Raw genomic sequence first — 19,675 nt, forward strand, 5'->3', positions numbered from 1 at the left:
TAATTTTCACGTTATTCTATGGAAGAAAGATTAGAAAGTGCGTGGGATAAAATGATAGAACAGTTAGGCTCATGGCTAGATGTAATAGTTGTGAGCCTTCCTAATGTTATACTAGCAATTATTGTATTTGCAGGTTCGTTTTTTCTCTCACGTTATGTAAACTCTTTAATGTTAAGGCTCCTTGCTAAATCTTCAATGCAAGGAACCGTTAAAAAAGTTTCTGCTAGATTAATTTCTGTTACCGTTATTTTAGCTGGACTTTTCTTGGCTCTTGGGATACTTAATCTTAATAAAGTGCTTACTTCGCTTTTAGCGGGAGCAGGGGTAGCTGGTTTGGCAATTGGTTTAGCACTACAAGGAACTATTGCGAATACTTTTTCTGGGATTGTACTTTCGTTTGTTGATTATATTAAAATGGGCGATTGGATAGAATGTAATGATTATTCAGGGGAAGTTGTAGATATTGACTTACGTACAGTAACTATCCGTGAAAAGGATAATAATATGGTTTCTATACCTAATAAAATGGTGATTGAAAATCCTCTAAAAAATTATTCAATAACTTCTAAAACTAGAATTTCCGTTTCATGTGGTGTTGCGTATGATTCTGATTTGGAATTTGTTCAAGAATTAGTGATTAAAACAATATCAGAAAAATTCGATTCTGTTAAGAATAAAGAGGAAGTTATCTTTTTTTATACGGAGTTTGATAATAGCTCTATAAATTTTGAAACCCGATTTTGGATGAATTCTACCACCGGATTGCAAACAGCTAAAGCTAAAGGAGATGCAATTATAGCAATTAAAAAAGCTTTTGATGCAAATGGTATTACTATTCCATTTCCAATTAGAACAATTGATTTTTCTAATAAATTAAGTATTAAAAACCAGAAAAATTCTAATGAGGAAGACTCTCAGGAAGGTATTGTAAGTGAAGAAAAATACGGAAAGGAGTAAACCGTGTTAGTGTACATTTTTGAGTGTTTAAATAATAAATCTTAATTATTGAGTAATATTTTGTAACATTTTTTATTTCTGTTCGTCTTTTAAATATAAACCATCAATCATAATTAAAATGCAACGAACAGACAATCAATTATTAGTAGCCGCACACTTGAGTCAGTTATTAGATTATATAACTGGATTTGGCGGACTTATTGTACCATTAGTTTTATGGCTCTGTAATAAGGAAAGTGTAATGAATATGGACAATCATGGAAAGTCTATTATCAATTTTCAATTAAGTATTATTATTTACTCTTTGGTAAGTATTCCGTTGATTTTCTTTTTCGGATTAGGAATTTTAACCTTAATTGCGGTCGGAATTATTGCTTTTGTATTCCCTATTGTAAATGCAATTAAAGTAAATAATGGAGAAGAGGTATACTATCCTTTTAGTTTACAAATTATAAAATAGGATCGTAGCTTTTTAAAATATAAAAACCCCGTTATAAATTAACACACAATTTAAACGGGGTTTATTAAATATAATTAGTTAGTGTTTGTTTACTAGTTATTCAACATAACAGGCATTACCAGCATTGTTACATGCTCTCCTTCATCTAAACCATCAATAGGAGTTAAAATACCTGCTCTATTTGGTAAACTCATTTCCAAAGATACATTATCTGAAGTTAAGTTATTTAGCATTTCATTTAGAAATCTAGAATTAAACCCAATTTCCATATCATCTCCTTGGTAATCGCACGTTAAACGTTCTTCTGCTTTGTTGCTATAATCTACATCTTCTGCAGAGATATTTAATTCAGCTCCAGCAATTTTTAAACGTATTTGATGTGTTGTTTTGTTTGAGAAAATAGAAACCCTTCTTACAGAACCAAAAAATTGTGAACGGTCTATAGTAAGTTTATTTGGGTTTTCTTTTGGAATTACAGCTTCGTAATTAGGATATTTACCGTCAATAAGTCTACAAACTAATTCGATATTATCAAAAGTAAATTTAGCATTACTCTCATTATAATCAATCGTAACATCACTCTCACTACCAGCTAAAATCCCTTTTAAAAGATTTAAAGGTTTTTTTGGCATGATAAATTCTGCAACCTGAGAAGCAGTAACATCATGACGTTGATATTTTACTAATTTATGAGCGTCTGTAGCAACAAATGTTAAGTTTTCTGGAGAAAACTGGAAAAATACTCCGCTCATTACAGGGCGTAAATCATCATTTCCAGAAGCAAAAATAGTCTTGCTAATTGCTGTTGCTAAAATATCTCCTAAAATGGTGGTAGAACTGGCGTCTGCTAACTCTACAGAATTAGGAAATTCAGCACCATCCGCATATGCCAACGCATATTTACCATGATTGGAGCTTATTTCTATGGTATTATTGTTCTCAACCACAAAAGTAAGTGGTTGCTCTGGAAAGGTTTTTAAGGTGTCCAACAATAATTTTGCTGGTACAGCAATACTTCCTTCAGAATCTGAATCTACTTCTAGCACCGAACTCATTGTTGTTTCCAAATCTGAAGCCGATACTGTAAGTTGGTTTTGATTTAATTCAAATAAAAAATTATCGAGTATTGGTAATGTGTTGCTGTTGTTGATTACACCTCCTAATACTTGAAGTTGTTTTAATAAATATGAACTTGATACTATAAATTTCATTGAATTCTCAGTTTTCTAACACTTACAAAGATATCTTAATTGATTTTTTTACAGAAAATAACTTATCAACATTTAAACTGTGTATTTTTTCTTTTTGAAGTAATTAAATAACATGCCAAAAAGAACTATTAAAACTATGGGAAGTCCAATATTTATAAGCTTCCACGTTGTTTTTTGTTGATACACTTTTTCCTTGTTTAAAAATGATAAGGCAATCTCTTTGGAACGAATGTTTATAAGTCCATCTTCATCCAAAAGGTAATTAACGCTATTTATTAAGAAATCTTTATTTCCATAAACCTGTTTGGTCCACTTATCAACACCATTAATTAATGGCTTTTTATTAACATAATTGTAGTTTACAATATCTCCATCGGAGATAACAATCATTTTATTTTTAGATCCTACATTCTCTTTATTTCCGTCAATTTTAAATGGTTTAATTCTATTTTTAAATGCTGAAGTAAAGTTTCCTTCCAATAGAACTCCTAAAGTTTTATTTCCGTCATTAAAAGTAGCAATGTCCTGCTGTGTATCAAACTCGTCTAAGCTATAGGCTCTAGGAACTCCAACTTCTTTAGACTGTGGGGAACTTTGTAATAAAATAGTTTTATCTATGGCATTTGGAAGTGTATCAATACCATTGGCAAATTCTAATTTTACTACATTAACGCCTTTGTTTATTGGGTGATTATTGGTTGGTGAAACCATAGGCGAGTAAAACCAATTGATAGGAATTTCCCCATTTTGGTCGGTAACGGTAACGGGTGAGGAGATTAAATCCTGGATCAGGGTTTTATTAATTCTCACCCCATATCGGAACAGTATATCGTCAAGATTTAAATCTTGGGGATATGCAAAAGATGAAAAATTTTCGTTTTGAAGGCTATCTAGATCGGCCACCACTTCGTCTACCATCCAAAGGGTTTTTCCTCCATTCATTACGAATTGATCCAAAATATATTTTTCATTTTCAGAAAATCTCTCTGTTGGTTTAGCAATAATAGTAGCGTCAAAACGATTTAGATTTTCTAGTACTTGCTTCGGATTGTTTTTAAGGGAATCTAAATTAAATTCTCCTAGTTGGTAGTAATTACGAAGATTAATTAGAAAATCAATTAAATATTTATCTTGAATTTCTCCATTCCCTTTTAAGATTGCAATTTTCTTTTTTTCGGTAATGGTAAGCTGTTTGAAAGCATCTGCAAAAGCGTATTCTAATTGCTGTACCGAATTATTAATTCGTTGCTCACTATTAGAACCTAAAGTATTTTGTAATAGCGAAACTTTAACGGTTTTCTCCCCCATATTTACCAAAGCCCAAGGAAAAACTACTTCTCGAGACATGCTATTTCCTTCTTCAACAGTTACAGAAGCAGGGGTGAGGCCTAGTTCTTGTAATGATTGTATATTTTGTTGCTTTGAATTGTTGTTATCTAATGGGTTTATATAATTGACTCTAATTTTATTATTTACAGTCGTAAACTCTTCTAGTAGTTGTTTTGTTTCGGTTTGTAAACGTTTAAATTCTGAAGGGAGATTTCCAGAGAGTAAAACATCAATTATAATAACTTGATTTGCTGTTTCTACAGTATTTTTTGAAGCTTCCGAAAGTGTATATCTTTTATTTTTTGTAAGATCGAACCTCCATACTAAAAAAGAGCTTAAAAAATTAATTCCAATAAGGATTAGAATTAATAGGGCAATCTTTGTAGCGTTATTTTTAATAGTTTTCAAGTTACTTTAATTTAAAAATGGTTACTACTAAAAAGAAAACTGTAATACTTATAAAGTAAATAATATCTCGAACGTCTATTACACCGCGACTAATACTATCAAAATGGTATTTTAAGCTGAAAGTTTCTATAAATGAGCTCTTTTCAATCCCTGAAAAGCCATAATACATAATAAAACAGAGAAAAACAGCAGCAATAAAAGCTATGATTTGATTGTCTGTAAGAGAAGAGGTAAAAACACCAATAGCTGTATAGCTAGATACCAAAAATAGGAGTCCAAAATAAGAACCTATAATACTTCCTAAATCTATATTTCCTACTGGATTGGAAAGTTGCCAAATGGTATACACATATAGTAATGTAGGGATTAAGGCGATAAAAATCAGTAAAAAAGTCCCTAAAAACTTCCCTGAAACAATTTGTGTTTTGCTAATTGGACTGGTAAGTAGTAATTCTAAAGTTCCTGTTTTTTTCTCTTCGGAAAAACACTTCATAGTTACCGCCGGAATTAAAAATATAAGAACCCAAGGTGCTAATTGAAAAAAGGGATTCATATCTGCAAATCCGCTTTCAAAAATATTTAAATCCCCTTGAAATACCCATAAAAATAAGCCGTTAAGAACTAAAAATAACCCAATAACCAAATAGGCAATGGGGGAGGAAAAAAAACTACTTATTTCTCTTTTTATAATTGCTGTCACTTAGTTAGTTTATAGTTTATAGTTAAAAAGTTAAAGGTTGAAAGTTGATAGTTAATGGTTTATATTTTTTGGTTGAAAGCTTTTTATGTTAAAAACCTAAGAGTGATCTAGTTAAAATGTTAAATTGTTTTGTGAGTTTTTCATGCTCAATACTTTTTTCAAAATTCAAAATTCAAAATTCGCTCCCTTAATTCTTAAAATTTACCGTAATCGTATCTCTATAAGAAAGGCCTAAAAGCGTAGAAGCTCCTCCAACGGTATCTAAGTTGCTTCTATAAATGGCAATCTCTATTAGTCCTGCTGAATTAAAAATAGCCAATTTCTCACCATCTTTATTGGTTACGTTTTCTGCATCAAAGTTAATACTATCACTGTATTTAAAATAAATATTTGTGAATTTATGATTCCTTGCCCATAGTTCAAAATTACGTCCCCTTTTATAGCGTTCAAAAGTTTGCTTTGAAATATTGGTAATTATATTTCCGTAATTGTCAACATAAATTACAGTTCCCGTAATCTGGTTTTCTTCATTGTTAATAATTGGCGATAAACCTTTCAACATTTTCAATTCACCTATCGATTTTCCAATTACTTCCAAAGTACCACCTCTTGAAATATGTCCTGCAACCTTTACAAAAACATCTAAAACGGGGAACACACTCTCAATACGGTCGTGAATATTAATTTCGACCATCTTTTCAGGGTTTATTTCCTTAGCTAAAAAAGAAAGGATTCCGTTGTCTGCACCAATAAAATAATGTCCATCTATTTTTACAGCTACATGTTTGTTTATTGGAGTTAATTCAGAATCTACCCCAATAATATGTATAGTTCCTTCTGGAAATGTTTTGTAGGCATTTTTTAAGATATAAGAAGCCTCCACGATGTTAAAAGGACTTACTAAATGTGAGATATCAACAATGGTAGCACCTTCTATTTCACTGAGTATAAATCCCTTTATAGCGCCTACAAAGTGGTCTCGCACACCAAAATCTGTAGTTAAAGTTATTATAGCCATTTATTGAAATGTTGATATTTTTTTAATTTAAGAAAGTGTTTTTTTGCTTAAGTTTGTTAGAAATGGTAACAAACTTAGGTTTGGATAAATGTTTAGCACAAACCTACTAAAAAGTAATAGATTTTCCATTTTTATACGTATTTTTTATACGAATACTTTTAGATGAATACTCACTTAAAAATTGGCTTTTGAACGAACTTATCATCGAACTCACAGAAATTAATCCAAAAGACTTTTTTGGACCAAACAATGTTAACATTGACTTATTAAAGAAGTATTATCCGAAGCTGAAATTAGTAGCTCGCGGAAATAAAATAAAGGCCTATGGCGATGAAGAATTGTTAGAGGAATTTGATAAGCGACTAGATATGTTGGTCACGCATTTTGGTAAGTATAATAAGCTAGATGAAAATACCATTGAGCGAATTCTAACTAGTGAAGGTGGGCAAGAAGAAATAGATGCTAAAATCCATGGCGAAATTTTATTGCATGGTGCTAACGGAAGACTTATAAAAGCGCAAACAGCCAACCAGCAACGCTTAGTTGAGTTGATGCGTAAAAATGATATGGTTTTTGCTATAGGTCCTGCTGGAACTGGAAAAACATATACAGGGGTTGCGCTGGCTGTAAAAGCATTAAAAGAAAAGCAAGTACGCCGAATTATATTAACACGCCCAGCTGTAGAAGCAGGGGAGAGTCTTGGGTTTTTGCCAGGAGATTTAAAAGAAAAATTGGATCCATATATGCAGCCTCTTTATGATGCATTACGAGATATGATTCCTGCTGAAAAACTTGCTAATTATATAGAAACAGGAGTAATACAAATTGCTCCGATGGCTTTTATGCGTGGACGTACATTGGATAATGCTTTTGTTATTTTAGATGAAGCACAGAATACGAGTCATGCACAAATGAAAATGTTTCTTACCAGAATGGGGAAAAATGCTAAGTTTATTATTACTGGAGACCCAGGACAAATAGATTTACCTCGTAGAATTACTTCGGGACTTAAAGAAGCTATTTTGGTGTTAAAAGACGTGCAAGGAATTGGAATTTTATACTTAGATGATAAAGATGTAATTCGCCACCGTTTGGTAAAAGATATTATTGCATCTTATAAAACCATTGAACATAATAATGCTTAATAAGCAAGCCTAAAAAGACATTTGAATCCCTCATTAAGGGTTTTATTCCTAGAGCCTGTCTTGAGTTTACCCAAGGGCTCTACGTCTAAATGGATTAAATTATTTTTCTTTGAATATCTCGTAGGCTTGCTTCGAGGTAGTTGATTAGAAAATTTTAGTTTCCTATTCAAATGTTTTTTCCATTACAGGTAGTAATCTTCCTATAATATTACTCTTTTTATAATTGGTTACTTTAAAACCAAATTTGGCGTAAAATTTTTCAGCATTTGGGTCGGCAATTAAAAATACTTTGTGATATTTTAGTTCTTTTACTTTTGCTAAAAAATGATTCATTAATACTGCACCATAACCACTTCCAATATGTTTTTGAGAAACAAAAAAGAAATCTAATTCAATAGTGTCCTTACTTCGTATAATAAAAGCAAAAAAGCCAACAAGCTTATCAGAAGCTATAAGTTTGTATACATAATTCTTTTGTAGATACTCCGAAGTGATAGTAAGCTCTGGAATCCATTTTTTTATTTCAACTTCAGAATAGCCCCAATGAGATTTGGAAGCAATAGTTATTTCTGTGAGTAACTTATTGTCGTTAATAGCAGCTTTAACTAAATTCATTATTTAGATTTGAATATACCTATGTTTGTCTCTAGGTAGTTGCTTTTTCTTTTACTTACAATTTAATAGCAGTAACTCAAGCCAATTTCTTCTTTTACTTTATCCATAATTTCCATGAGTTGATGACTAAACTTATGAGTCATAATAGGACTTTCTGTTTTTCCACTGCGTAAAAGTTCGTTAAAATGAGCTATTTCAAAATTATATCCTAATGTATTTACATCGTAATCCTTGGTTGTCTGTTTTCCATCTGCATCAGTAAAAGTTACAGAAGTAGGTCTGTGAAATTGCGTATGTAATTTTATAGTTCCTTTTTCACATTTTATGGTAGCTTCTGTGGGAGTTTCTTCTTTTAATGTTGAAGAAAGCCTAGCAACAGCTCCATTTTTATAAGAAAAAATCATGTTACAAGAAGAGTCTGCTCCTGTTTCAAAAAAGGTGCCATTTGCTTGGATGTCATCTGGCTTGCCTAGAATAGACATTGCGCAAAAAATAGGATAGATTCCAATATCTAATAAACTTCCGCCACCTAATTGTTTGTCGAATAATCGAGTAGAGGCATCAAATTCACGATAAAACCCAAAATCAGCATCAATAGATACTACTTTTCCATAATTCCCTTCCTCTAAAAAATTAAGAACATCTTGGTAATGAGGTAAAAAAGCAGTCCATAACGCTTCCATTAACAAAACACCTTCTTGCTTTGCCGTTTGCAGCATCACATCTACATCGGCACTATTTAAAGCCAAGGGCTTTTCACAGAGTACCGCTTTTTTATTCAGTAAACAATCAATGGAATATGCTTTATGAAAAGTATGAGGTGTGGCAATGTAAATGGCATCAACGTTAGGATCTGTAATTAAATCCATATAATTTCCATAGGCTACTTTAGCGCCATAGGTTTCTTTAAACTCTTCAGCCTTTTCTAGTGTTCTAGATGCAACAGCATATAATTCTGTATCCTTAACCGTTAGTAAGTCTTGAGCAAATTTAGTAGCAATACGACCAGGGGCTAGAATTCCCCATTTTATTTTTTTATTTCTTGATAGCATTGGTTGTTCTGTTTAAAATTTCTAAGATTATAGCAATAATAATGACCATGGCACAACCAATAAAGTTTAGCCATAAATATCCTAGTTTTTCATCTCCTGCATCATATCGATGAATGGCAAAATAGTAAATAAGGATGATGGCTATTTGTGTGACAATGGCGCTTATAAAAACGGCATTTCCACGAATAAATTTTATAAAAAATGCTATTAAAAATATTCCGAGTACATTTCCGTAGAAAATAGAACCGATAATATTTACTAATTGGATTAAATTATCTAAAAGCGAAGCAAAATTAGCGAACAAAATGGCTATAATCCCCCATCCAAATGTAAACCAACGAGTAGCATTTAAATAGTATTTTTCATCGTGTTCTTTCTTTTGTCTTCTTCTAAAAAGGTCAATGGTAGTAATGGTTCCTAAAGCATTTAATTCGGATGCTGTAGAAGACATGGCAGCCGAAAATATTACAGCTAACAATAACCCCATAAGTCCTGTTGGAATTTTATTCAGTATAAAATGTATAAAAACATAATCTTTATCGTTGGTTTCTAAATCTTCATCTACTTTTTGAATAAGAGCTTTAGCGTCTTGGCGACTTTTTATTTCTTTTTTATTGATATCTTGAATTTGCTTTTTAGCAGCTACAATTAATTCGTAATCTTTAACATCTAAAACTGCGGAAAATCGCTCTTGAGCCATTTTTTTATCTTTTTCGAGCGCCAAATGTTGCTTTTCTAATTGCTGATATTGATCGGCATATTCCGATTGTTGTACCGCTTCTACTGCAGCAGGATTAAAATTTAAAGGAGAATGATTGTATTGGTAATACACAAAAACCATAACTCCAACTAACAGTATAAAAAATTGCATCGGTACTTTAAACAGACCGTTAAAAATAAGTCCTAACTGACTTTCTCTAACTGACTTCCCCGATAAATAGCGTTGTACCTGACTTTGGTCGGTTCCGAAATAGGCGAGGGCTAAAAAGAGGCCTCCCGTAATTCCACTCCAAAATGTATAACGACTTTTAGGGTTTAAAGAGAAATCAAGGATGTTAAGTTTGTCGTTAGCACCCGCTATTTTCATAGCCTTACTAAAGGTTATATCTTCTGGGAGGTAACTCATTACTAAATAAAAAGCCGTAAACATTCCTGTCATTATAACAAACATTTGCTGCTTTTGCGTAACACTTACCGCTTTTGTCCCACCAGAAACAGTATATATTATTACCAAAATCCCAATAACAATATTTAGAGTTTTTGTTTCCCAGCCTAAAACCGCAGATAATATTATAGAAGGCGCATATATGGTAATTCCTGCAGCCAATCCACGTTGTATTAAAAAGAGAATGGCAGCTAAGGAACGTGTTTTTAAATCGAATCTATTTTCTAGGAATTCATAGGCAGTATAGACTTTTAATTTATGATAAATAGGGACGAAGACCACACAGATAATTATCATGGCCAGTGGAAGTCCAAAGTAGAATTGCACAAACCCCATTCCGTCATGAAAAGCTTGTCCAGGAGTAGACAAGAAAGTAATAGCACTAGCCTGTGTTGCCATTACAGAAAGGCCAACGGTATACCATTTTGCCTCATTACCACCTAAAATATAGTCGGATACGTTTTGACTTCCTTTGGTTTTTAAATAACCGTACCCTACAATAAATAGTAGGGTACCCGTTAGTACTATCCAATCGATTAATTCCATAGTACTATTTGTTTGAAATCATAATTAGATAAAAAACAAAAATGTAAATCGCATTCATAATCAATACAATAGAATACTCTCTTTTCCAAACAAACTTACTAAGCATGACTATCCTTTTATTGGGTTTAAATTTGTACTTTCTTCTTTTCCAATAGAAAGCATATTGGCAAATATTTTATAAGCCCCTGGAACACCAGCAGGGAGTTCTCTAAAGAAACTCAATCCTGAGTAAATATAATATCCTTTTCCATATGGAGCAACCAATAAGCTACCGTCTTTTTTACTTTCCCCTTTGTCGTGCATCGAAAAAATTGAGGTAAATTCCTCTCCCCATTTGTCAGGGAAATATAATCCTCGTTCTTGTACCCAACCAGTAAAATCGTTTTGAGATATTTTGTTGGGAGTATTTAATAACGGATTGTTTGGTGCGTTAAAAGTAACTTCAGCATTTTCATCGGTTACACGGTCTCGAGATAATTGCAACAAATAGGGTGCCAGATTATCCATTCCAAGTCCGTTTCTCCCGGCAGTATTATATTGAACAATTAAATTGCCACCTTCCTTTACATAATTTAAAAGAATATGTTGTTTAAATTTAAGAGATTCATGAATATTATATGCTCTAATCCCCATTACTACTGCATCGAAATTTTTTAAGTATCCACTACTAATATTTTCTGGCTGTATTACAGTTACAGTATATCCTATTTGACGTAAACTTTCTGGTACTTCATCTCCAGCACCAGCAACATAAGCAATGTTTTCTCCTGTTTTCTTTATGTTTAAACGCACCACTTTAAAACTAGCAGGAAGTAAAACCGATTGCGTAGGAATATGGTCGTAAGCTATGGTTACTAGTTCCTGAGTATATTCTTTTCCATCTATTTTTATGATAGGTGTAATAGTTTCCTGATTTTCATCTGCTGGAGGGGTTACTGTAAAAATAACTGTTTTTGTATCACCCTTTTTAGCAATGGAAAAATCTATTTGTTGAGGACTCACATTCCATCCGCTATTGTATTTTAAATGTATGTTTCCTGAAATATTATCTGCTCCAGAAGTAATGGTTACTGGAATGTCCTTAGATTTTTCATCAGAAAAAATAATTACTTTATTAGCTACAGAAGTGGAAACCCTAGGAAGAATTTCAAAGGGTTGATAAATTTCACCTTTATCAGGCTTTGAAAATTTATAAACGATATTTTTTTCAAAAGGAATACTAACTCCTTCGATATTTATGGTGAATGTAGCTTTAACTAATCTAGGAGTTTCTGGTTTTCCTCTTAGTAATTGCGGCGCTTTGTACATTCCTAATGTACCTTCTTCTTTTAACCAATAGGGTGCTGTGTATTCACTATTTTCAGGAATAGTAATTTTTTGATTGGTAGTTATAAATTTATTGTTTTCTAATTTTTTACTGATAATTTGTACAACATCACTAGGAGAGATACTTATGTTTTTAAGCGTTATATTGGAGGACGATCTATTAATAATTGAAGCGTTAATACTGATGTTTTCTCCAGGTACAGCAGAAGCTTGTGCAGTTGTTGCTTCTATAAATAAGCCGCTACAGGCTTCTATAATTTTTTTAATCTCTTCTAATTTAATTTCCCGCCAATAATCATCTTTTAAATTAGAAATTAATTGATAGGCTTTTGCTAAATCTGCAAGATGTTCTGATGGATTTTTAAAATTGAAATTAGCTTCTATATCTAATAATATTTCGGCAATAGCTTCTCCGCCTTCTACACGCCCCCAAGTAGTATTAATACCATCAAAAATAGTATTGTTTCTTGGAAAACTTCCTTTTAACAGTTCAATATATTCTTTTTCAGAACCACGGGCAGAAATCCCACCAAATCCCTGACTTAAATGTTGGCTACGAGCAATGGAAGCAATCTCGTTATTACTTTGCCCAAGTGTAGGGTAGTAGGTGCCAATATCTACACTTAGCATTTTTGATTTATTGGCCTCTTCAAATTTTTCCTGACTTCCATAGAACCACCAAGAAGTATTAAAAAACATACGTTCTGGCTGCCAAAGGTCTGTATATTTTAATTGTTCTGGATAGCTATTTTTATCATTCACAAGGTCAAATGCTTCAACGCTTAACATGGCCGAAGAAGTATGGTGACCGTGTGTTGTACCCGGACTTCTATGGTCAAAACGGTTGATAATTACATCGGGTTTAAAGTTTCTAATAACCCAAACAACATCAGAAAGTACCTCGTCTTTATTCCAAATCTCTAAGGTTTCATCTGGATGTTTCGAAAACCCAAAGTCGTTAGCACGCGAGAAAAATTGCTCGCCACCGTCCACACGTCTAGCCGCTAGAAGCTCTTGAGTTCTTAAAACTCCTAAAAGTTCTCGTAATTCTGCTCCTATTAAATTCTGCCCTCCATCTCCTCTTGTAAGCGATAAATAGCCAGTTCTTGCCTTTACTTCATTAGAAAGATAAGAAATTAACCGCGTGTTTTCATCATCGGGGTGTGCGGCAATATAGAGCGCTGTTCCAAGGAAATTAAGCTTTTGTACTGCTTGATAAATATCAGCAGAAGAATAGGTTTTTGGCTTCTGTGAATACGTAGAAAATGTAAATACTAATCCAATAAAAAGAAAGGATAATATTTTTTGCATGCTATAAGTTTTAGGTATTTGTTCAAATATAGAAATAATTGTTGGTTGCCCGTTAGTTGTTGCAACGGAAAAAAAGTACAACTTTAAAAGTTTTAAAATAAGTTGTATGATTTATTCGATAATCAAGGTTTAACTTTCTTACACTTCCGTTGGAGTGCTTTGTTTTTTGAGTTGTTAAAACTTATCTCTATTATTTTTATGCCTAGAACTGTTTTTATCTTACTAAGGATAAAGCATATTAATTACATATTTTGTCTTCTAAAATACCACATTCAATTCCTTTAGATTTTAAGAGTTGTATAATAGAATCAGAATTAATAAAAGTTCCTTCAATTCTTAAAATCGAATGCCCGCAGGGATAGGGTTTATTATAATCTTCTAGATCAAAATTAATTTCTAAACTAGGATAATTTCCCTCTAATAGCATAAGAATTTCTTTTGAGAGAATTTCAGACTGAATGTTTGTCATAAATACTTCAACCATACTAAAAGCTTTCTTCAGTTAATTCTTTATTTATTATCGCCCCTGTTATGTTTCCGCTATAAACAGCAGTTGCTACAGAACGCATCATAGCGCTATTATCACCGCAAGCAAAAACTCCATTTACGGTTGTTTTTTGCATGATATCAACTTCAATATATCCATTTTCGGTAAGTTTGCAGCCTAATTCTGTAGGAATAGAAGTACTCTGTTTGAATGTTGTTGCCGTATAAGCACATTCAAAAATTTCTTTGGAACCGTCTGTAAAAATAATCTGTTCTAGGATTCCTTTTTTATGTATTATTTCTGAAATTTCCTTTTCAATAATTTTAATATTATGTTGTTTAAGTTTTTGAAGCTGACTCTCATCAAAGTTCTTTTTTTCAGAAGTTAAGATGGTAATTTCTTTAGTTAGATTGTTTACTAAGGACGCTAAATGAAAAGCTTTATTGCCATTGGCAATGATGGCTGTTTTTTTGTCTCTAATCTCATATCCATGGCAATATGGACAATGCACAACAGAAATTCCCCAACATTGCTCAATTCCTTTTATAGCTGGCAATAGATCTTTAATTCCTGTTGCAAACACTACTTTTTTTCCTTTAAAAACAGCTCCATTATTAGTAGTGATTTCAAATCCTTCTGAAACTTTTCTTCCTTTTAAAGCGGTACCGTCATAAAATGTTATGGTATCATATTTTAAAACTTGTTTTTTTGATACTTCAGTTATCTCTCGTGGAGTTTTTCCATCTTGAGTTAGGAAGTTATGAGAATGTGGAGTCTGTTTGTTACAAGGTTCTCCGGCATCTATAATCAGAGTTTTTCTTAGAGAACGGCCTAAGGTCATAGCTGTAGAAAGTCCTGCGTAACTGCCGCCTATTATAATTACTTCAAATTGATTTGTATCCATTTTATTGATTTTTTATTTGAAAAGAGTAGCGATTCTAGCATAGAATTTCTACACTAAGTCTTACTCTTTTAGTTATTATAATATTTAATTGCGATATAGTCGCAATAGTATATTTGACAAATATACTATTTTTTCGTATTATTGCAACATAATCGCAATAAAATGAATAGAAGAAATACACCTACAAAAGAAGCAGTATTAAGCTTACTTTCAAGCTCAAAAAAAGCGTTGAGTCAGGATGCTATAGAAAGACAGCTTGATATTAAAATTAATAGAGCTACGATATACAGGGTACTGAATAGATTTTGTGAGGACGATTTAGTACATAGAATTGTTGCGGAAGATGGAAAGCAATATTTTGCTATTTGTAAAAAATGTGAACCATCGGAAAAGACTAAATATCATTTTCACTTTAGATGTTTGTCTTGCGACACCATAGAATGTTTAAAAATCCCTGTTCAATATTCTATTCCAGAAGGGTATGAAGTTCAAAATGCAAATTGTGTACTTACAGGTACATGCAACGATTGTTCGTTATAGCTGTTGTGGAGTTTAAAGTTGTAAGTAAGAAAGTAGAAAGTTAAAAAGTTACTATGTTTAAAGGTATAGTGTCTAGTATCATAAAAATCTTCCAATCTTTCAATCTTTCAATCTTTCAATCTCCCGTCTTCCGTCTTCCAACTATAACCTCTCACTTAAAATAATTTCAATTGCTTTTTCAATTAATTCGTCTTTTCCTTTTCTAATACCCTCAATTGTTGGTTTAACTTCAATGTCAGGTACAATCCCAGCACGTTGCGTTTCTTCTTCATTTGGGTAATAAACCCCAATTCCTGAAATCATTGTTCTGAGTCCTCCAGGTAGCATAATAGTTGATACATTTCCATCTGCTCCTGCTGTGGTGCTTCCAATTATTGTGGTATTATTTCCTGCTCTAAAAGCCATTGCGGTATATTCTGCTTGACTTTGGGATAGTTCATTAACTAATACAATTAACTTCCCTTTGTATGCTTCTCCTTGATTTGGTATCTCTATATTATTTGTGAAGGTAAATTCTCCCGGATTGTTAATGCTTCCATTCGTAAATTTCACAAATGGCGTGGATGAAGAAACAAAATAAGAACCTAGATTAAATGGAACGAAAGTAGAGGGATAATTTCGAATGTCTATTATTATTCCTTTTGTGTTTTTAAAATCATTTTTTATTTTGGAAATATCAGTGTCCTTTATAGTTTGAAGTGTAACATATCCTATATTTTTTTCTAATAATTTGTATGATTTATCTTCACTTTTTTTGTACCAACGGTAAATATTAAGACTATCTTTTGGATATAGTTTAAGGGATTTTGATTGAGCTTTGGAATTATCTGATATAAACTCAACTTCAATCTCATTGGAGTTTGAGCGTAAGAGGTCTGCTGAAATATCTCTTAACATGGTAGGTTGGTTTGAAGCAGGATAATATTTAGATTTCTCTTTTACTATTTCTTTAACTGTTGTACCGTTTATCTTGGATATTATATCTCCTATTTTTAACCCAATTTCGTCTTTTAATTCTTCATTATAATAATCGGTTACAACCAATTGATTTTCTATAAAGCGCAAGTGTATTGGGGGATAATTTAAACCTTTCCATTCCTCAATTTTATCATTACCACCCCAAATATTGGCATGTGTATCTTGGATATCTCCAATAATTTGAATGGCAGCCAATTCATATTCTAATTCGTCTTTTACATTAATAAATTGTGGAATGTATTCTCTTATTTTTTTATTCCAGTCTTCGTCAATTAGATGTTTATATGGGAAAAAGTAGTTAATCATATTCCAATATCTATATAGCGATAACAATCTAAAACCATCATCAGGGTAGGTCATTCTCAAATATGGATTTTCATTTTTAAACTCAGGATTACCAACATTTGCTATCATTTTAATGTAATAATGTTTGCCTTGTGAACGATTGTTATAGACAAATAATAATTTGTTTTTTAAAGCTTCATTTTGATTATCAATCCAGTTTAAACTAGGTTTCAGAAAAGCATTTTCATCTATTGGTTCACAATTATTACATTTATTAATCGTTCCTAAAGAGTCAATCCAATTAATTATTAACTTATCTCTTTCATTATCATTTTGTGTTTCAATATATTTTGGTAAAAATCTAAAAAGTTCATAATCCCAATTATAGTTGCCCTTTGCAATTTCAGGATGATGATATTTAAGAAAGCCCCAAACTCTACCTAATAATTCAAGATTTGTAATGTCTTTGGTTGTTAGGCTAGGAAATTCAATTAATGAACCATTATCAAATTCTTTATCAAGTTGTACTTTTGATAATTTTTTTTCTTCTTCTTTTAACGTTTGAATATTTTTACCATCAATTAAAAGAGCAAAGTCATCAAACCAAGCTTCTCCTTTTCCTGTAAGTATTCCTGCTATAAATATATTTTCTGCTCCTTCAGGAAAATCCAGAGTGATAGTATATTTCTGCCAATCTTTAGTGCCATTTATGTTTTGGTCTTGCATATTATCAAAAGCTAATGAACTTCCGTTACCATCAATTCTTAATAACAAACCTGCAAATCCATTTTCAACATTTTTGATTTTCATATAGCCCTCAAGCTGAATTTTCTCACCTGAATAATATGCTGGAATTTTATAGGCAATACTTCCAAAAGAACCTCCTAATTCTGGAGATGTAATTTTCCCAGATTTTTCACCCGAATGAGCAATAGAATCTATTTTTAGTTCATAGCTTCCCCATTTTAACCATCCATCAGAAAGAAATTTTTCATAGCTCTGGTTTTCAAATCCTAGATTATATTTTTCAGACTTTTGTGCTTGACAAACAATAGAGATAATTGTAACTAATAATACTAGTGTTTTTTTCATCATTTAAATAATATAAAATAACTTTTCTTAAGTTATATTGTTATGAGGTTGGTTATTAAACTCCTAATTTAATGAATTACTTGTCGAGTAGACGAGTAGAAAAGTTAAAAAGTTACTATGTTTATAGAATAGTGTCTAGTGTCATAAAATCTTTCAATCTCCTGTCTCCCGCCTCCCATTTAAAATGATTTTCTTATTTTTATTATCTAAAACAAGCTTTCATGAAGAAAATAGGAATTATACTTTTAGCTATTGTTTTTGTAGGAATAGGTGGTTATTACCTTTCAGCAAAGAGTAGCACATGGTCTACAACAGAAACATTGGATGGATATGATAGTAAAGCTGCTGCAGAGGAAACGCCAGTAGAATCTTTTCAAAACAACAATGTACAGTCCAATTCGGGTAATGGATTAAATCCAGCACACGGGCAACCTGGACATCGTTGTGATATTGCTGTGGGAGCTCCACTTACATCACCGTCGGGTAACAGTTCTATACTTAATTCCAATAGCATGTTAAACCCAGAGCATGGACAACCTGGTCACCGTTGTGATATTGCAGTAGGCGCGCCTTTACCAACAAGTTAAAATGCATAAGTTATTTTCATATGGTACGTTGCAATTAGAAAAAGTGCAGCTAGAAACTTATGGTCGCTTATTAAAGGGGAATAATGATGTACTTTTTAATCATAAAATTGAACAATTACGAATTACAGATCCAATAGTTTTAGCAAAAAGTAATAAGGAATTTCATCCTATTTTAATTAAAAGTTTTTCTTCTGAAGATAAAGTAGAAGGGGTGATTTTTGAAATTACAGATGAAGAGTTAGCGCAAACAGATTTGTATGAAGTTGATGATTATGAAAGAGTTTTCGAAACCTTTGAATCTGGTACGAAAGCATGGGTGTATGTAAAAAAGGCTACATAAAGTATTGGTGTTTCTTATGGTGTCTAAATGGAAGTCTGATTATGGGTATATACATGAAAATAGATGTAAAATGAAGAAGCGACTGACGTGTTTTTAAGCTAATTTATAACCGTAAATAAAACTACACTATTTCCTGAAAAATATCGTTTAAAAGGTTTAAATTGAAAATATTTAGCTGATTGTCTTTTGAATAATCAATGTTAGATAATTCATACTATTTTTTGTAAATCGTTATAAGGAATCACGAAAAAGTTGAAAAAACTATACATTATAGCAGGGTGTAAGGAGCAGGAAAAACAACTGCTTCATATACTATTTTGCCTGAAATTTTAGAATGTGATGAATTTATTAATGCTGATGAAATTGCTAAAGGATTGTCTCCTTTTAAACCTGAAAAGGAAGGAATTCAGGCAGGAAGATTAATGCTATATAGAATTAAAACCCTAATTAACTCAGAACAGGATTTTGCATTTGAAACAACTTTAGCTACAAAAAGTTATAGGAGCTTAGTTGTTGAAGCTCAGAAAAATGGATTTTTTGTATCACTTTATTTTTTTTGGCTCAGTTCTCAAGCCCTTGCCATAAAGCGGGTTGAAACGAGAGTGAAAGAAGGAGGACATAATATTCCAGAATATATAATTCGTAGAAGGTATGAAAATGGATTAAATAACTTTTTTACTATCTTTAAAGGCTTGGTCGATGATTGGATATTTATTGATAATTCTGGAGAACCATATCAAATTATAGCAGAAGGAGGTAAAGATGATGTTGAAGTAGGAAATATTAAAATTTGGGAAAAGTTAAAAGACAGATACAATGGATAAAAAAAGTGAATTAAAGGAAGATCGAAAAAAAATAATTGCAGGACTTGAAAAAGCTTATCAAAAATTAGTGGAATTTAAGCGTTATAAAAAAAGTCCATTGATTATTGCTAAGAATGGAGAGATTCAAGAAATAGCACCAGAAAATATACAACCTACTACTGTGTACATAACAAATTATGATAGAGAGGTTTAGTTATGGGTGTTGAATTTTGATGTGTTTAAGGAAATCTGATTTGTATTTTACAGAATGCTATTTGCTTATTTGTCCAGTACTTTTTTATATGTTAGTTCATGAAGTTACTTTATTGTTGAAATAAAATATACTCTGACGGCTTACTAAAAAAAGAGACTGTCTAAAAAGTAATTTGTAGTTGTCAAACTGAGCTTGCCTGAGT

At 32.0% G+C, this 19,675-nt stretch carries 19 protein-coding genes; 8 read left to right on the top strand and 11 right to left on the bottom strand.

Annotation, left to right across the window (positions count from 1 at the left end; all coding sequences use genetic code 11):
• Positions 1-18 precede the first annotated feature (18 nt).
• Both AC13CQ_RS03665 and AC13CQ_RS03670 read left to right on the top strand, forming a co-directional pair.
• Positions 19-957 carry a mechanosensitive ion channel family protein gene (locus tag AC13CQ_RS03665; protein ID WP_008616074.1) on the top strand — a complete coding sequence of 313 codons (939 nt, stop codon included), beginning with the start codon at positions 19-21 and terminating at the stop codon, positions 955-957.
• A 118-nt stretch (positions 958-1,075) separates the two neighbouring features.
• Positions 1,076-1,417 carry a DUF4870 domain-containing protein gene (locus tag AC13CQ_RS03670; protein ID WP_008616075.1) on the top strand — a complete coding sequence of 114 codons (342 nt, stop codon included), beginning with the start codon at positions 1,076-1,078 and terminating at the stop codon, positions 1,415-1,417.
• A gap of 92 nt (positions 1,418-1,509) precedes the next feature.
• On the opposite strand, the gene dnaN is transcribed toward AC13CQ_RS03670, so the two are convergent.
• The 4 genes from dnaN to AC13CQ_RS03690 all read right to left on the bottom strand — a co-directional run bounded on the left by dnaN (position 1,510) and on the right by AC13CQ_RS03690 (position 6,083).
• The gene (dnaN, locus tag AC13CQ_RS03675) at positions 1,510-2,628 is read right to left on the bottom strand and encodes a DNA polymerase III subunit beta (protein ID WP_008616076.1); all 1,119 of its coding nucleotides are present in this window, start codon (positions 2,626-2,628) and stop codon (positions 1,510-1,512) included.
• Between the two features lie 72 nt (positions 2,629-2,700).
• A complete protein-coding gene (gene gldG / locus AC13CQ_RS03680; protein ID WP_008616079.1) occupies positions 2,701-4,365 on the bottom strand; it encodes a gliding motility-associated ABC transporter substrate-binding protein GldG in 1,665 nt (554 codons plus the stop codon).
• 1 nt (position 4,366) lies between these two features.
• A complete protein-coding gene (gene gldF / locus AC13CQ_RS03685; protein WP_008616081.1) occupies positions 4,367-5,065 on the bottom strand; it encodes a gliding motility-associated ABC transporter permease subunit GldF in 699 nt (232 codons plus the stop codon).
• Between the two features lie 187 nt (positions 5,066-5,252).
• A complete protein-coding gene (locus tag AC13CQ_RS03690) occupies positions 5,253-6,083 on the bottom strand; it encodes an SAM hydrolase/SAM-dependent halogenase family protein (RefSeq protein ID WP_008616084.1) in 831 nt (276 codons plus the stop codon).
• Positions 6,084-6,271: 188 nt separating this feature from the next.
• Here AC13CQ_RS03690 and AC13CQ_RS03695 point away from each other — a divergent pair, with 188 nt between their 5' ends.
• Entirely contained in the window at positions 6,272-7,228 is a 957-nt protein-coding gene (locus AC13CQ_RS03695) for a PhoH family protein (protein WP_008616086.1), read from the top strand.
• 162 nt (positions 7,229-7,390) lie between these two features.
• Here the strand turns inward: AC13CQ_RS03695 and AC13CQ_RS03700 are convergent, their stop codons facing one another.
• From AC13CQ_RS03700 to AC13CQ_RS03725, 6 genes are all read right to left on the bottom strand, one after another.
• A complete protein-coding gene (locus AC13CQ_RS03700; RefSeq protein ID WP_008616087.1) occupies positions 7,391-7,843 on the bottom strand; it encodes a GNAT family N-acetyltransferase in 453 nt (150 codons plus the stop codon).
• A 62-nt stretch (positions 7,844-7,905) separates the two neighbouring features.
• Positions 7,906-8,895 carry a Gfo/Idh/MocA family protein gene (locus AC13CQ_RS03705; RefSeq protein ID WP_008616088.1) on the bottom strand — a complete coding sequence of 330 codons (990 nt, stop codon included), beginning with the start codon at positions 8,893-8,895 and terminating at the stop codon, positions 7,906-7,908.
• Positions 8,879-10,606, bottom strand: coding sequence for a sodium:solute symporter family protein (locus AC13CQ_RS03710; RefSeq protein ID WP_008616089.1), 1,728 nt, complete (start codon positions 10,604-10,606; stop codon positions 8,879-8,881). The genes AC13CQ_RS03705 and AC13CQ_RS03710 overlap by 17 nt, the downstream gene beginning before the upstream one ends.
• 108 nt (positions 10,607-10,714) lie before the next feature.
• Positions 10,715-13,243, bottom strand: a complete 2,529-nt coding sequence (locus AC13CQ_RS03715; protein ID WP_008616091.1) for a PIG-L family deacetylase — start codon at positions 13,241-13,243, stop codon at positions 10,715-10,717.
• A 238-nt stretch (positions 13,244-13,481) separates the two neighbouring features.
• On the bottom strand, positions 13,482-13,727 hold the full coding sequence (locus AC13CQ_RS03720) for a hypothetical protein (protein ID WP_008616092.1): 246 nt from the start codon (positions 13,725-13,727) through the stop codon (positions 13,482-13,484).
• Between the two features lies 1 nt (position 13,728).
• Entirely contained in the window at positions 13,729-14,634 is a 906-nt protein-coding gene (locus AC13CQ_RS03725; protein WP_008616093.1) for an NAD(P)/FAD-dependent oxidoreductase, read from the bottom strand.
• A 162-nt stretch (positions 14,635-14,796) separates the two neighbouring features.
• On the opposite strand from AC13CQ_RS03725, the gene AC13CQ_RS03730 reads away from it, so the two are divergent.
• The gene (locus tag AC13CQ_RS03730; protein ID WP_008616094.1) at positions 14,797-15,174 is read left to right on the top strand and encodes a Fur family transcriptional regulator; all 378 of its coding nucleotides are present in this window, start codon (positions 14,797-14,799) and stop codon (positions 15,172-15,174) included.
• Between the two features lie 141 nt (positions 15,175-15,315).
• Here AC13CQ_RS03730 and AC13CQ_RS03735 read toward each other — a convergent pair whose 3' ends face one another.
• Positions 15,316-17,529 (bottom strand): S41 family peptidase, encoded by a 2,214-nt coding sequence (locus tag AC13CQ_RS03735; protein ID WP_008616103.1) that lies wholly within the window; start codon positions 17,527-17,529, stop codon positions 15,316-15,318.
• Between the two features lie 221 nt (positions 17,530-17,750).
• Between AC13CQ_RS03735 and AC13CQ_RS03740 the strand changes: the two genes are divergently transcribed.
• The 4 genes from AC13CQ_RS03740 to AC13CQ_RS03755 all read left to right on the top strand — a co-directional run bounded on the left by AC13CQ_RS03740 (position 17,751) and on the right by AC13CQ_RS03755 (position 19,473).
• Positions 17,751-18,116, top strand: coding sequence for a hypothetical protein (locus AC13CQ_RS03740; protein ID WP_008616105.1), 366 nt, complete (start codon positions 17,751-17,753; stop codon positions 18,114-18,116).
• Between the two features lies 1 nt (position 18,117).
• Complete coding sequence (locus tag AC13CQ_RS03745; protein ID WP_008616107.1) at positions 18,118-18,456, top strand: gamma-glutamylcyclotransferase family protein; 339 nt, start codon at positions 18,118-18,120, stop codon at positions 18,454-18,456.
• A 317-nt stretch (positions 18,457-18,773) separates the two neighbouring features.
• Positions 18,774-19,280 (top strand): ATPase, encoded by a 507-nt coding sequence (locus tag AC13CQ_RS03750; RefSeq protein ID WP_394359006.1) that lies wholly within the window; start codon positions 18,774-18,776, stop codon positions 19,278-19,280.
• Positions 19,273-19,473, top strand: a complete 201-nt coding sequence (locus AC13CQ_RS03755; protein WP_008616109.1) for a hypothetical protein — start codon at positions 19,273-19,275, stop codon at positions 19,471-19,473. The genes AC13CQ_RS03750 and AC13CQ_RS03755 overlap by 8 nt, the downstream gene beginning before the upstream one ends.
• Positions 19,474-19,675 lie beyond the last annotated feature (202 nt).

This window comes from Galbibacter sp. L-19 (assembly GCF_056857615.1).

Coding starts and splice junctions, on each gene's coding strand:
- AC13CQ_RS03740 (WP_008616105.1), top strand. CDS start 17,751: ATGAAGAAAATAGGAATTATACTTTTAGCTATTGTTTTTGTAGGAATA.
- AC13CQ_RS03730 (WP_008616094.1), top strand. CDS start 14,797: ATGAATAGAAGAAATACACCTACAAAAGAAGCAGTATTAAGCTTACTT.
- AC13CQ_RS03715 (WP_008616091.1), bottom strand. CDS start 13,243: ATGCAAAAAATATTATCCTTTCTTTTTATTGGATTAGTATTTACATTT.
- AC13CQ_RS03725 (WP_008616093.1), bottom strand. CDS start 14,634: ATGGATACAAATCAATTTGAAGTAATTATAATAGGCGGCAGTTACGCA.
- AC13CQ_RS03710 (WP_008616089.1), bottom strand. CDS start 10,606: ATGGAATTAATCGATTGGATAGTACTAACGGGTACCCTACTATTTATT.
- AC13CQ_RS03705 (WP_008616088.1), bottom strand. CDS start 8,895: ATGCTATCAAGAAATAAAAAAATAAAATGGGGAATTCTAGCCCCTGGT.
- AC13CQ_RS03670 (WP_008616075.1), top strand. CDS start 1,076: ATGCAACGAACAGACAATCAATTATTAGTAGCCGCACACTTGAGTCAG.
- dnaN (WP_008616076.1), bottom strand. CDS start 2,628: ATGAAATTTATAGTATCAAGTTCATATTTATTAAAACAACTTCAAGTA.
- AC13CQ_RS03720 (WP_008616092.1), bottom strand. CDS start 13,727: ATGGTTGAAGTATTTATGACAAACATTCAGTCTGAAATTCTCTCAAAA.
- AC13CQ_RS03690 (WP_008616084.1), bottom strand. CDS start 6,083: ATGGCTATAATAACTTTAACTACAGATTTTGGTGTGCGAGACCACTTT.
- AC13CQ_RS03755 (WP_008616109.1), top strand. CDS start 19,273: ATGGATAAAAAAAGTGAATTAAAGGAAGATCGAAAAAAAATAATTGCA.
- AC13CQ_RS03665 (WP_008616074.1), top strand. CDS start 19: ATGGAAGAAAGATTAGAAAGTGCGTGGGATAAAATGATAGAACAGTTA.
- AC13CQ_RS03735 (WP_008616103.1), bottom strand. CDS start 17,529: ATGAAAAAAACACTAGTATTATTAGTTACAATTATCTCTATTGTTTGT.
- AC13CQ_RS03700 (WP_008616087.1), bottom strand. CDS start 7,843: ATGAATTTAGTTAAAGCTGCTATTAACGACAATAAGTTACTCACAGAA.
- AC13CQ_RS03745 (WP_008616107.1), top strand. CDS start 18,118: ATGCATAAGTTATTTTCATATGGTACGTTGCAATTAGAAAAAGTGCAG.